13 protein-coding genes are annotated in these 13,254 nt (G+C 64.5%); 10 read left to right on the forward strand and 3 right to left on the reverse strand.

What is annotated here, in order from left to right; translation table 11 throughout:
- Positions 1 to 172: 172 nt before the first annotated feature.
- Positions 173 to 1,855, forward strand: a complete 1,683-nt coding sequence (locus ACTIFK_RS09705) for a thiamine pyrophosphate-dependent enzyme (protein ID WP_439542867.1) — start codon at positions 173 to 175, stop codon at positions 1,853 to 1,855.
- 24 nt (positions 1,856 to 1,879) lie between these two features.
- Here the strand turns inward: ACTIFK_RS09705 and ACTIFK_RS09710 are convergent, their stop codons facing one another.
- Positions 1,880 to 2,434 (reverse strand): hypothetical protein, encoded by a 555-nt coding sequence (locus ACTIFK_RS09710; protein ID WP_439542868.1) that lies wholly within the window; start codon positions 2,432 to 2,434, stop codon positions 1,880 to 1,882.
- A 253-nt stretch (positions 2,435 to 2,687) separates the two neighbouring features.
- On the opposite strand from ACTIFK_RS09710, the gene ACTIFK_RS09715 reads away from it, so the two are divergent.
- Positions 2,688 to 3,716, forward strand: coding sequence for a DUF937 domain-containing protein (locus ACTIFK_RS09715; RefSeq protein ID WP_439542869.1), 1,029 nt, complete (start codon positions 2,688 to 2,690; stop codon positions 3,714 to 3,716).
- A gap of 164 nt (positions 3,717 to 3,880) precedes the next feature.
- On the opposite strand, the gene ACTIFK_RS09720 is transcribed toward ACTIFK_RS09715, so the two are convergent.
- Positions 3,881 to 4,489, reverse strand: coding sequence for a pyridoxamine 5'-phosphate oxidase family protein (locus ACTIFK_RS09720; protein ID WP_439542870.1), 609 nt, complete (start codon positions 4,487 to 4,489; stop codon positions 3,881 to 3,883).
- Between the two features lie 33 nt (positions 4,490 to 4,522).
- Positions 4,523 to 5,122, reverse strand: a complete 600-nt coding sequence (locus tag ACTIFK_RS09725; protein ID WP_439542871.1) for a glutathione S-transferase family protein — start codon at positions 5,120 to 5,122, stop codon at positions 4,523 to 4,525.
- 109 nt (positions 5,123 to 5,231) lie between these two features.
- On the opposite strand from ACTIFK_RS09725, the gene ACTIFK_RS09730 reads away from it, so the two are divergent.
- The 8 genes from ACTIFK_RS09730 (at position 5,232) to dxr (ending at position 13,208) form a co-directional block, all read left to right on the forward strand.
- Positions 5,232 to 6,134 (forward strand): LysR family transcriptional regulator, encoded by a 903-nt coding sequence (locus tag ACTIFK_RS09730; protein ID WP_439542872.1) that lies wholly within the window; start codon positions 5,232 to 5,234, stop codon positions 6,132 to 6,134.
- Between the two features lie 262 nt (positions 6,135 to 6,396).
- On the forward strand, positions 6,397 to 7,392 hold the full coding sequence (locus ACTIFK_RS09735) for a 30S ribosomal protein S2 (protein ID WP_439542873.1): 996 nt from the start codon (positions 6,397 to 6,399) through the stop codon (positions 7,390 to 7,392).
- A gap of 217 nt (positions 7,393 to 7,609) precedes the next feature.
- Entirely contained in the window at positions 7,610 to 8,572 is a 963-nt protein-coding gene (tsf, locus tag ACTIFK_RS09740) for a translation elongation factor Ts (protein WP_439542874.1), read from the forward strand.
- A 97-nt stretch (positions 8,573 to 8,669) separates the two neighbouring features.
- Positions 8,670 to 9,398, forward strand: coding sequence for a UMP kinase (gene pyrH / locus ACTIFK_RS09745; protein ID WP_439542875.1), 729 nt, complete (start codon positions 8,670 to 8,672; stop codon positions 9,396 to 9,398).
- A 97-nt stretch (positions 9,399 to 9,495) separates the two neighbouring features.
- On the forward strand, positions 9,496 to 10,059 hold the full coding sequence (gene frr / locus ACTIFK_RS09750) for a ribosome recycling factor (protein ID WP_439542876.1): 564 nt from the start codon (positions 9,496 to 9,498) through the stop codon (positions 10,057 to 10,059).
- A gap of 181 nt (positions 10,060 to 10,240) precedes the next feature.
- Positions 10,241 to 10,999, forward strand: coding sequence for an isoprenyl transferase (locus ACTIFK_RS09755; protein WP_439542877.1), 759 nt, complete (start codon positions 10,241 to 10,243; stop codon positions 10,997 to 10,999).
- Between the two features lie 11 nt (positions 11,000 to 11,010).
- A complete protein-coding gene (locus ACTIFK_RS09760) occupies positions 11,011 to 11,889 on the forward strand; it encodes a phosphatidate cytidylyltransferase (RefSeq protein ID WP_439542878.1) in 879 nt (292 codons plus the stop codon).
- 83 nt (positions 11,890 to 11,972) lie between these two features.
- The gene (gene dxr, locus ACTIFK_RS09765; RefSeq protein WP_439542879.1) at positions 11,973 to 13,208 is read left to right on the forward strand and encodes a 1-deoxy-D-xylulose-5-phosphate reductoisomerase; all 1,236 of its coding nucleotides are present in this window, start codon (positions 11,973 to 11,975) and stop codon (positions 13,206 to 13,208) included.
- Positions 13,209 to 13,254: the final 46 nt, after the last annotated feature.

Genomic DNA, 13,254 nt, shown 5'->3' on the forward strand with positions numbered 1-13,254 from the left:
CCACTTGTAGTTACCGCCAAGTTTACAACGTGACTAATCCGTTCCCTCCCGCCAGCGCGGTTCAGAGCAAATTCGGCGCTTGCCCGTATCAAGGGGTGGTCCGGGCGGAGCGCGTGGCCTATGTGTTCAATCAATCCCTCCCCTAACCCTCACAAGACGGACATCCCTACTCATGGCGCACGGCGGCAAGCTCCTCATCGATCAACTCGCGGCACATGGCGTGCGGCGCGTATTCGAGGTGCCGGGCGAGAGTTTCCTGGCCGCGCTCGACGGGCTCACCGACACGCCCTCGATCCGCACCATCATCTGCCGTCACGAAGGCGCCGCCGCGATGATGGCGGAAGCGACGGGCAAGCTGACCGGCAGGCCCGGCATTGCATTTGCGACGCGCGGTCCGGGCGTGGTCAATGCCGTCTCCGGCGTCTACGTGGCGCAGCAGGACGCGACGCCGATGATCCTGTTCGTTGGCCTGCCGACGATCCCGCTCGAAGAACGCGCGCCGTTCCAGGAGATCGATATCACGGCGCTCTTTTCCGGCATTGCCAAGTGGACGGCGGTGATCCGCGCCACGGATCGCATCCCTGAGTATGTCTCGCGCGCTTTCCGCGTCGCCCTATCGGGGCGGCCCGGACCGGTGGTGATCGGATTGCCGGAGGACGTGCTTTCGGCCGAGAGCGATGTCTCCCCTTCCGTGCCCGCGGCACTCTCGCCCGCGGCGCCGTCCCAGCGCGACATGAGCGATCTCGCCCAGCGCCTCGCGGCGGCCGAGCGGCCGCTCGTCATCGTCGGCGGTCCGGGCTGGAGCGGGGCAACGAAGCGCGCCGTCGAAGATTTCGCGCGCGCGTTCGACGTGCCGGTGGCGGCGGCCTTCCGATGCCAGGATTATTTCGACAACCGCCACCCGTGCTACGTCGGCCATCTCGGTTTCGTCACGGACCGCAAGCTCAAGGCCGGGCTCAAGGCATCCGATCTCGTGATTGCCATCGGCGCGGAAGTGGCCGATATCGCCACCGACAGCTACGCGCTGCTCGGCGGGGCGGACCAGACGTTCGTGCAGGTTCATCCGGAGCCCGCTGCCATTCTCGGGTACCGCGAGGCGAGCGTCGTCATTCCAGCCGCCAGCGCGGCCTTCGCGGAAGCGCTTCTCGACGTGGCGGCGCATCTACGGGGCGGCGCGGTGGCGGCGAGCGCCCATCGAGCGTGGAGTGTATTCCGCCAAGATCTCCGCGCAGCCTACGAAGCGAGCCTCGTGCCGCGCCCAACGCCCGGATCCGTGCGCATGGAGGATGTCGTCACCGCGATCTCCGCCGCGCTGCCCGACACGGGCCTCGTGACAAACGGGGCGGGCAACTACTCGCAATGGGTGCACCGCTACTTCCAGTGCAAGGAGTACCGCAGCGGGCTCGCGTCGACGTGCGGTTCGATGGGCTACGGCTTGCCCGCCGCCATCGCCGCCAAGCTCGAACATCCGCAATCGCCCGTCGTGTGCTTCGCGGGCGACGGCTGTTTCGCCATGACGGCGACCGAGCTCGGCACGGCGGTCCAGTACGATCTGCCGATCGTGATCGTGATCGCCAACAACGGCATGTACGGCACCATCCGCATGCATCAGGAGCGGCGCTATCCCGGACGGCCGAACGGCACCACGCTCGTCAATCCGGATTTCGCGGCGTTCGCGCATGCGCACGGCGCCGGGGGCGCAGTCGTGACGCGGAGCGAGGATTTCGCCGGCGTGCTCGCGGAGGCGCTGGCAGCCGACCGTCCGTTCGTCATCGACGTGCGGCTCGACCCGGAGGCGATTACGCCCAATGAAACCCTGGCCGGCGTGCGCGCGGCAGCGGCGGCCTTGAAATGAGGCGACGCCGGCGCCTCGGCAATCTCAAGATTTGCCGCGGTTATCCCTCTTGGCTTGGGCATTCTTGGTTGCTTGAGAGACGCTGCCGATCTGGCTGCCCGGGATGATCCGGCGCCGTTTGGTGCTCGGTTGGGCCGCCATTCCCGCCTTGGGCGTCTTGTCCGTCATTTGCGTCGGATGGAACTTGGCGTTGCGGAGCAGCTCAAGCGCGCGGCGCGCGGCGTCGACATGGGCCGTACGCGCTTCGAGGACATGGGCTGAGCGCGCTTCGAGTTTCCTGACGCGCTCCAGCTCCTTGTTCACCCGTTTCAGCGCATTGGCGAGCGCCTGCTTGCGCTTGAGCGGCTGTTCGGTGTTTCCGGGGAAGCTCTTGCCGCGTGCTTCCGATTTGCCGCGCCCTTCGCGAAGCTTCTGCCTGACCTGAGTGCGCACCTTATCGCGCTCGTTGCGAAGCTGCGTTTGAAGGCTCTGCAATGACTTTGCGTCAATGCCGTAAATCGCCGGATGATGCGATTGACCGACCAATTCAAACTGCTCATGACTGAGAACGCGGCGTTCGTCGGCTCGGGAAACTGACATTGGACACTATCCTTCGTTGAGATGCGGCCTTCGTTGAATGCGTCGTCGTTGTCCTCGGTTAATTTTTGAATGCGCTCGCGCCGCGACAGAGGCCACCGGGCACGAAAGCGCCGCTTCATCGGAATACGTCTAGATCAACTAGCTAAGAACATATATTAAGAAGCCTCACTTGCTTTTTTAACCGTCTACAATTGAAAAGATCGAGAGTCGCATTTTCGGGGGGGACATCTGCACATCTGCAAGGAGTGTTCCCATGACGACAAATCTGGTCTCCACCATAACCCAAGTCCTCAGCTCTGATATCGCGACGCGCGTCGCCTCGAGCCTCGGCATTGACAGTGCGCAGGTAGCGAGGGCGTTCCAGGCCGGTGTCCCTGGACTGCTGGCCGCGTTAACCTCGCTCGTCTCAAAACCTGCAGGCGCCACTGCGTTAAGCAAGGCTGTGGCTCAGCAAGACCCTGGCATGCTTTCGAGCCTATCCGGCATGCTCGGTGGATCCGGGCAGACAGCACTTATCGATCGCGGCACCGGCACCCTTACATCGCTTCTCGGCGGCACGACGATGTCGACGCTCACAGAGGCAGTCGGCCGTTATGCCGGCATCGATGCGGGGACTTCGAAGAGTCTCATGGGTTTGCTTGGCCCTGTCGCGTTGGGCGTGCTCGGACAAACACAGCGCGCAGGCGGGCTCGACGCTTCGGCACTCGGAGGACTTCTTGCCTCACAGAAGGACAATATCGCTCGTGCCTTGCCTGCCGGTTTCGCCGACAACCTCAGCGGTGCCGGTATTCTTGATCGCATCGGCGTGAAAACGCCTCACTTCGAACCGGCCTATGCCAAGCCGCAACCGACTTCGTCGGACTTCAGATGGATACTGCCCGCGCTCGGCATTCTGGCGGTCGGCGGGCTTGCTTGGTATCTGCTCCGGAGCCCGACACACGACGTGGCGACCCTTCCAGCGAGCAAGGTAGAATCACCGATCACAGCTCCCGCTCGCGTAGCCTTCATCGTCACGGCGGATCAGGTGAAGGACTGGATTGCAAGACCGGTGTACAGCAGCGACAACAAAAAGATCGGGGAGATCGTCGAGATCATGCGTGATCCCGATAACAAGGTCACCGAGGCGTTCGTAGACACAGGTAAATTCCTCGGCATTGGTGCCGCGCGCTACCGGATCACTTCGGACCAAATTCAAGAGGTCAAGCCTGATGGCCTGATTCTGACACTCAGGGAGGCGGAGGTTACGAAAGTGCTTCAAGACGGCGAGAACCAGCAGCACTAGGATAGCCGATCCCACTGCCTAGGATGAAGGCTGCCGCCCAGTGCCATCGCCATGCTCGCAACGTGCGCGTTGGCATGATGGTCGGCGGCAGTCGATTGTTCAGCCTCTCGCCCGGCTCGCGACGGCTCCGATCGACGGACGCGTCATGGGACGCAGTTGTTCGGTCAGTGGCCCGAGCGCACTTGCTCGAGTTCGGCTTCGAGCAGCAGAATGCGATCTTGCAGCGTGCGAAGTGCGGCCTCGACGTCCTCTATGGCGACGAGCTGCGGGATGTGCTGCGGGCAATTGCGATCCCACGCCTCGATCTCGAACAGGATCGCGCGCTCGGCGACCGCGTGACCCACCTGCGGGCGCAGGCGCGCGAGAAGCTCGTCGTCGTTCTCGACCACCCGGGCGCGGCCCCAGATTTTGACGCGCCGGCGATGCGCGTAGTCCATGAGAAAAATGAAAGCCCGCGGGTTCTCGGCCAAATTGCCGGCCGTTATGTACTGGCGATTGCCGGCCAGATCGGCGAACCCAAGCGTGCGCTCGTCCAGCACCTTGAGGAAGCCCGCGTGGCCGCCGCGATGTTGAATGTAAGGCTGGCCCTCGGCGTTCGCGGTGCCGAGATAGAACGAGCGCACGTCGGTGAGGAAGCCCGCCAGATCCGGCGTTACCGTGGTCGGCCAGCCCTTGCTTTTTTCCATACGCTCATACTGCGCGCGGGAGCCACGGGCCGATTGTTCGGCCTTGACCGTATCGGTGAAGGCAATGTCGGATGCGTAACGGGTCATAGAAACGCTCCTTTCCACTTTTGATCGCGCCCTTCAAATCGCCGGCATGCCGACGAAGCCGGGCAACGCCTTCACCCGATCGACCCATGCCGCGACGGCCGGATAGGGATCGAGCGGAACGCCGCCTTCGTGACCGAGTGCGACGTAGGGCATGCAGGCGATGTCGGCGATGGTCGGCCTGGCGAGCGCGAGCCATTTCTCGTGCGCCAAGTGCTGTTCCATGAGGGCGAGGATCCGCGCCGATTTTGAGCGAGCGAGCGCGACATCGAGCGTGTAGCCGAACTTGTCGTGCAGCCGCGCATCGTTGGGACCGCGGGCGAGTTCGTTCTCGGCCACCATCAGCCACTGGCTCACCTGCGCCAAACCGGCTGGGTCGGCCGGCAGCCAGTCCTCGCCGCCCCACTTGCGCGCGATGTAGATCAGGATCGCCTGGCTATCGCGCAGCGCCAGAGCCCCGTCCTCGAAGATCGGGATCTCTCGGAAGGGGTTGAGGTCGCTCAACGGCGGCTGCTTGTGCGCGCCGGCCAGAAAATCCACGGGGATGATTTCGAGCGGCACGCCGACAAGGGCGCTGAGCAGGCGCACCTTGTAGCAATTGCCCGAGAGTTCGAGGTCGTAAAGCCTTGCCGCCATGGCGTCGCCCTTTCCGTCGCATTGGTGTCCGGCAAAAGGTGGTGCAAACGCGATTGCTCCGGTAGACAGAAAGTCTGATAGTTATATTTCCATTTTTCGGAAGGGTTGAATGGACCAGCTTCGGGCCATGACCGTTTTCGTCGAGGTGGCCGAAGCGGGCAGTCTGTCGGCGGCGGCGCGCCGGCTCGGCGAGCCGCTGACCAACGTCAGCCGCCTCTTGTCGCAACTCGAGGTGCACTTGAACTGCACGCTCGTCGACCGCACGACCCGGCGCATGAACCTGACCGACGCGGGGCGCGATTATCTGGCGACGTGCCGGCAGGTGCTCGAAGCGCTCGAAGGCGCGGAGGCCCGGATCGCGGGACAATCCTCGGAGCTCTCCGGTGAACTCGCGATCACGGCGCCGGTCAGCTTCGGACGCCTGCACCTGCTGCCGGTCATGACGGCGTTCCTTGCCGCCTATCCCCGCATCACCGCGCGATTGCAGCTCATGGATCGCGTCGTCGATTTGATCGAGGAGGACCTGGACGTCGCGCTGAGGATCGGCGAGTTGCCCGACTCCGGGTTGCTGGCGACGCGGGTCGGCGCGCTGCACCTCGTCGTGTGTGCCTCCCCGGACTTCCTTCAGCGATTACGCGGCCCAGCGACCCTGGCCGAGATCGGCACTCTCGACTGCGTGACATTCGCCGGGATGCAGAGCGGGGCGCGTTGGGTGTTCAAAAGCAAGCGCCATGGCCGCAAGACCGTCAGGGTCCGGTCGCGCCTGTCGGTCAACACTGCGGAAGCGGCGGTCGAGGCCGCCGTGGCCGGTGTCGGTCTGACGCGCGTGCTCTCCTACCAGGCGCGGGCGGCGATCGACGCCGGTCACCTAGTACCGATCCTCGAGCGTTTCGACGACACGCGCATTCCCATTCACCTCGTGTACCGGCCGTCGCGGTCGAACACGCCACGGGTGCGGGAGTTCGTGCGCTTCGCGGCCGAGCGGCTGCGCGCCCAACCCGCGCTTCGATGAGGGGACGTCGTTGTTGAAATGGGCGACGACATCATAGGGGGCCTGTAAATTGGGACCAAAGTGACTTGCCGATTAACCCCTCAAGGCTTGCCCTTTCGGCCATTTGCCGCTAGACACCCGCTCATCTCACACGCGCGCCTCATGCGCCTCGCGGATTAAAAGCCCCGCAGGTCGCTCCGGTGGACAAGCCAAGCCCTTCAAAAGGCTAGCCTTTCTTCTCAAGGCGCGCGGAGGATCAACCGGAAAAAGGATATTTGCGCACATGACAGCGCCGCAATTCAACATGCGTCAGCTCCTGGAAGCTGGCGTTCACTTCGGTCACCAGTCGCATCGCTGGAACCCCAAGATGGCGCCCTTCATCTACGGCGCCCGCAACAACATCCACATTCTCGACCTGACCCAGACCGTGCCGATGCTGCATCAGGCGCTGAACAAGGTCTCGGACACGGTCGCTTCGGGCGGCCGCGTGCTGTTCGTCGCCACCAAGCGCCAGGCCTCGGACTCCATCGCCGAAGCCGCCAAGAAGTCGGCCCAGTACTTCATCAACCATCGCTGGCTCGGCGGCACGCTGACCAACTGGAAGACGATCTCCACGTCGATCCGCCGTCTGCGCCAGCTCGACGACATCCTGGCCGACCCGCAGGGCCGCACCAAGAAGGAAGTCCTCAACGTCCAGCGCGAGCGCGACAAGCTCAACCAGGCGCTCGGCGGCATCAAGGACATGGGCGGCGTGCCCGACCTCCTGTTCGTGATCGACACGAACAAGGAAGGCATCGCCATCAAGGAAGCCCGCAAGTTGGGCATCCCGATCGTCGCCATCGTCGACACGAACTGCGATCCCGACGGCATCGATTTCCCGGTTCCGGGCAATGACGACGCCGGCCGCGCCATCACGCTCTACTGCGATCTCATCGCGCGCGCCGCACTCGACGGCCTCGAGCGCGGCCAGGGCTCGTCGGGCGTTGACGCCGGCGCCGCCGTGGCACCCCCGGTCGAAGCGCTGCCTGAGGTTGTTACCTCGTTCAAGGGCATCGATGGCCCGCGTGGCGAAGCCGACGATCTCAAGCGCATCACGGGCATCAACGTGAAGCTCGAGCAGAGGCTCAACGACGCAGGCGTGTTCCACTTCTGGCAGATCGCCGACCTCGATGCGGACAACCTCGGCGCTCTCGACCGCAGGTTGAAGCTCAACGGTCAGATCACTCAGGAAGGCTGGGTCGCACAGGCCAAGAAGCTGGTCGAAGCCTCGGCCGCCTAAGCCTCGCCGGCCGGTCACCCGGCCTGCACCCCTTCGTTACATGGCGCGGGCCGGATTTTCCGGCCCGTTGCCGCTGAAGCGCGATCCGTCCCGATTACATTGCGGCCGCGCTCCGGAATTTTGATGAGACCGATGAAACACGCTCCGGGCCGTATCCGCAGCGATCATCAGGGTCTATTCGCCACGCGTTACCTCGCCCCGCGCGAAAGGAGCAAGCATGAGCACGATTTCCGCCGCAACCGTTAAGGAGCTGCGCGACAAGACCGGCGCCGGCATGATGGATTGCAAGCAGGCGCTGACCGAAACCAACGGCGACATGGAAGCCGCCATCGACCTCTTGCGCAAGAAGGGCCTGTCCAAGGCCGCCAAGAAGTCCGACCGCGTCGCCGCCCAGGGCCTCATCGGCGTCATCTCTAAGGTCAAGTCGGGTGCGGCCGTCGAGGTCAACTCGGAAACCGATTTCGTGGCGCGCAACCCGCAATTCCAGGAACTGGTGCAGACCATCACGTCGCTGGCCCCGGCCGCGAACGGCGATGTCGCCAAGCTGCTCGAAGCCAAGTATCCGGGCGGCCAGGGCACGGTCGACCAGCAGATCAAGGATGCGATCGCCACCATCGGCGAGAACATGGGCCTGCGCCGCACGGCCTCTCTGTCCGTCAAGGAAGGCGTTGTCGCCGACTACGTGCACAACAAGGCCGCCGACGGCCTCGGCAAGATCGGCGTGCTGGTCGCGCTCGAAAGCGCGGGCGACACGGATTCGCTGATGACGCTCGGCCGCCAGCTGGCCATGCACATCGCCGCCTCCAACCCGCAGGTCGTGAACGTCGAGGATCTCTCGAAGGATGCGCTCGATCGCGAGCGCGCCATCTATCTCGATCAGGCCAAGGCCGAGCCGAAGAACGCCGGCAAGTCCGACGAAATCCTGCTCAAGGCCGGCGAAGGCCGCCTGCAGAAGGAATTCGTCAACCAGCAGGTTTTGCTGAAGCAGGTGTTCGTCATCGACGGCAAGGCCACTGTCGCCGAGATCCTGAAGCAGGCCGAGAAGGACGTCGGTGCGCCGGTCAAGGTGGCGGGCTTCGTGCGCTATCAGCTCGGTGAAGGCATCGAGAAGAAAGTCGAAGACTTTGCCGCCGAGGTCGCCAAGACGGTCGGCGCCGCGGCCCAGGCCAACAAGGCCTGATCGAAAAGAAAAGCCGGCGGTTGCGCCGGCTTTTTTTTGCCAGCCCCGCACGGCCGGGGCAGTATGACTGCACATCCAGGATAACGCGGAGGGCCGAATGACGGCGGAAAGTGGATCGCTCAAGTACAAGCGGCTGCTCGTCAAGGTCTCCGGCGAGGCGTTGATGGGTCAGGCCGGATATGGCCTCGATACCACCGTCGTCCACCGGCTTGCGGCAGAGCTCGCGGAAGCACGCGCGGCGGGCTGTGCCCTCTCGGTCGTCGTCGGCGGCGGCAACATCTTTCGCGGCCTGCAGGGCGCGGCGAAGGGCATGGACCGCGCCACGGCCGACTACATGGGCATGCTGGCGACCGTCATGAATGCGCTGGCGCTGCAGAGCGCGCTGGAAGAGGCAAAGGCGCCGGCGCGGGTGCTCTCCGCCATTCCGATGCCGACCGTGTGCGAACCCTACGTGCGCCACCGTGCGCTCTATCACATCGAACGCGAACGGATCGTCATCTTCGCGGCCGGCACCGGAAACCCGTTCTTCACGACGGACACGGCCGCGACGCTGCGCGCCATCGAGATGGGCTGCGACGCGGTCGCCAAGGCGACGCAGGTCGACGGCGTCTACTCGTCCGATCCGAAGAAGGATCCGAACGCCAAGCGGTTCGATACGCTCACCTATTCCGAGGTGCTGGCGCGGGATCTGCGCGTCATGGACGGCGCCGCAATCGCCCTTGCCCGGGACAATCATCTTCCGGTAATTGTGTTTTCCATCGATGTGCCCGGCAATCTTATCAACGTGGTGCGTGGCAGCGCTCGCGCAACCGTCATCCAAGACTGAGGCCTTCACCTCTCTCATGGCCTCGCGCGGGACCAACGCAGCGTGATGCAAAGCGCGCGCCCGCAATTGCCGATCAAGACAAGAAGGAGACTGCCCCGTGTCGATCACGAGCTTCGATCCCAAGGATATCGAACAGCGGATGCGTGCTTCGCTCGACGCGCTCAAGCGCGAACTCCAGGGCCTGCGCACCGGCCGCGCCAGCGCTCATCTGCTCGATACGGTTCAGGTCAACGTCTACGGCTCGCGGATGCCGATCAACCAGGTCGCCACGGTTACTGTGCCGGAAGCGCGCATGATCGCCGTGCAGGTCTGGGACAAGGGCAACGTTCAGTCGGTCGACAAGGCGATCCGGGAAGCCAATCTCGGCGTCAATCCGGTGGTCGACGGGACATTGATCCGTTTGCCGATCCCGGCGCCGACCGCAGAGCGGCGCCAGGAGCTCGCCAAGCAGGCTCACAAGTATGCCGAGGCGCATCGCGTGGCCGTGCGTAACGTTCGCCGCGACGGCATGGACCTCCTCAAGAAGCTCGAAAAAGACGGCAAAATGAGCGAGGACGACCACCGCGCGAACACGGCCAAGGTGCAGGAGCTGACCGACAAGCTCATCAAGGAAATCGACCAGACCGTGCAAGCCAAAGAGGCCGAGATTCACAAAGTCTAAGCCTTCCATTTTCGAAACGCGTGACTTGCCGGTGGATTAAGGCTCTAACTGTCCACGTTCTTTTCGCGAAGTGCTAATGTGTGCAACCACCAGATGCGTCGCGATACGCCCCACTCGGGGGAATTGATTGGTACCCGCGACGTCGTTTTGAGACCTCAATCGTAGCAACACGCGAAAGCCCGTGGCAGACAGATCGCAATCCCCCGAGGGCACGTCCGGTGCGGTGATCATGCCGCGTCATGTCGCTATCATCATGGACGGCAACGGCCGGTGGGCGGCGGAGCGCGGACTGCCGCGCACGCTCGGGCATCGATCGGGCGTCGACGCCGTGCGGCGCACGGTGCAGGCCGCGATCGATCTCAAGATCCCCTACATCACGCTCTACAGCTTCTCGTCCGAGAACTGGTCGCGCCCGCAAGGCGAGATCGACGATCTCATGGGCTTGATGAAGCGCTTCATCCGCTGCGACCTGGCCGAGCTGCACCAGAACAACGTGCGGGTAATGGTGATCGGCGAGCGCGACAACATCGACACCGAGATGAAGGCGCTGATCGACGAGGCGTGCGAGCTGACACGGCAAAACACGCGGCTGACGCTCGTGATCGCCTTCAATTACGGAGCACGCGGAGAGATCACGCGCGCGACGCGCCGGATCGCCGAAGACGTTGCCGCGGGCCGTCTGCTACCAGCCGACATCACCAGCGAACACATAACCAATGCGCTCGATACCGGCGGCGTGCCGGACCCGGAACTTCTGATCCGCACGAGCGGCGAGCGCCGGCTCTCGAACTTCCTGCTCTGGCAATGCGCCTATACCGAATTCGTCTTCCTCGACGCGTATTGGCCGGACTTCGGCCGTGAGCTGCTGCTCGAGGCGATCACGCAGTACAGGGCGCGCGAGCGCCGGTTCGGCGGATTGGCGCGCCGGTCCACGGCCTAGGATCGCCTCCGATGGAGACCGACCGGACCGCCGAGGATCACCAAGACCTGCCGCCTGTGCAGAAATCCTCCTCCGACATTTGGAAGCGCGTGCTTTCAGGCCTGCTGCTCGCTGGCTTGGCGTTCGGGCTCGCGTGGGCCGGGCTGCTGCCGTTCGCCGCCCTCGTGTTCGTCGTCGCGCTGGCGATGAGCTGGGAATGGTCGCGCGTCGTGCGCGGCGACGGCATCGATCTCACGCTCGTCGTGCATGCGATTGCGGTGGCCGCGGCGGTGGCGCTGGCGAGCTTCGGGTTCGTCGCGCTCGGCGTCGCGGTGCTGTTGATCGGCACCATCATCGTGCTGGCGCTGGAGTTCGGTTCGCACCCGCTGCTCTCGGCGGCCGGCGTCATGTATTCCGGCCTGCCGGCGGTGGCCCTGCTCTGGCTGCGCAGCGACGAGCCGCATGGCTTCCTCGCCATCCTCTTCTTGGTGCTCGTGGTCGCGGCAACGGATACGGCGGCGTTCGCGGCCGGGCGGCTGATCGGCGGCCCGCGTCTTGCGCCGCGCGTCTCTCCCAACAAAACCTGGAGCGGGCTGATCGGCGGCGTTACCGCCGCCTCGGGCGTCGCTGCCGTGTTCGCCGTCGTGATTGGCGCGCCCGTCGCGCCGCTCGCCATTGTCGGCATGCTCCTGGGCTTGATCGCACAGGCCGGCGACCTGGCGGAATCCGCTCTTAAACGTGCGTTCGACGTCAAGGACGCGAGCCAACTGCTGCCCGGCCACGGTGGCTTCATGGACCGCATGGACGGGCTCGTGTCCGTTTCGGTGGCGGTCGCAATTGCGGCCCTGTTTCTCAACCCGCAAGCGCCCGCGTACGCCTTGCTGTCCGGGCTTTCGCTCGCGAGCCCCTGAGGCGCGGCACGATCGGCCTGTTCCGCCATGGCCGTACGGTGCTATGCATCGGCGGAAAATCAAGCGACGGAGACGGTTCAAGCATGACGCGAGCGGTGAGCGTATCGGGAGCGTCCGTTTGCACGGACGCGACGCCCACTCCGCGTTCCGGCGCCGCCCCTCTCCGACTGTCCGTACTCGGCGCGACCGGCTCCATCGGGACCAGCACGCTCGATCTCTGCGGGCGCCATCCGCACCGCTTCGAGGTCGTGGCGCTGACGGCGCAATGCAACGCCAAGCGCTTGGCGGAACTCGCAATTACGCATCGCGCCGGTCTCGCCGTGATCGGCGACCCGGCCCATTACGGCGAGCTCAAAGCGTTGCTTGCGGGGACCGGGATCCGCGTCGCCGCGGGCGAAGAAGCGGTCGTCGAAGCGGCGCTCGAGCCGGTTGACTGCGTGATGGCCGCGATCGTTGGGGCGGCCGGTCTCAAGCCCACATTCGCGGCCGCGCGCCAGGGGTGCCGGGTGGCGCTCGCCAACAAGGAATGCCTCGTCAGCGCGGGCGATATCTTTCTCGATCAGATCAAGACTTGGGGCGCGGAACTCCTGCCGGTGGACAGCGAGCATTCCGCCGCGTTCCAGGCCATCGGCCGAACGCCTGCCCATTCCATCGAGAAGATCATCCTGACTGCGTCGGGCGGGCCGTTCCGGACGTTCGACAAGGACCGCCTGGCGCGCGTCACGCCCGAGCAGGCGCTGCAGCATCCCAACTGGTCGATGGGAAACAAAGTCACCATCGACTCCGCCACGCTCATGAACAAGGGCCTGGAACTCATTGAAGCGTTTCACCTGTTTCCGGTCGGCGCGCATCAGCTCGACGCCGTGATCCATCCGCAATCGATCGTGCATTGCCTCGTCATGCTGGAAGACGGATCGGTGATGGCGCAGATGTCGCATCCCGACATGCGCACGCCGATCGCGCTCGCACTGTCGTGGCCCGAACGGATCTCGACGCCGGTTCCGAGGCTGGATCTCGTCGCGCTCCAATCGCTCTCGTTCGAAGCGCCGGATCGCGATCGTTTCCCAGCGCTCGGGGTGGCAATCGACGCGCTCAACCGCGGCGGCGCGGCTCCGGCCGTGCTGAATGCGGCCAACGAGGTCGCGGTGAAGGCTTTCCTCGATAAAAAGATCGGCTTCCTCGAAATCGCGCTCAGCGTCGCCGCCTGTCTTGAAAAGGCCGAAGCGCAGGGCCTTCTTAGGGATCTTGCCACGCTCGACGACGTGCTCGCCGTCGACCGGGAGGCGAGAGCGATGGCACAGAACGTGCTTCCGGGGTAAGACTGCCCCGGCAGCCGCGTGCGTGGCCGAACCATCCCAATCAATG

Source organism: Hyphomicrobium sp. (assembly GCF_051860585.1).
Taxonomy (GTDB): Bacteria; Pseudomonadota; Alphaproteobacteria; order Rhizobiales; family Hyphomicrobiaceae; genus Hyphomicrobium_C.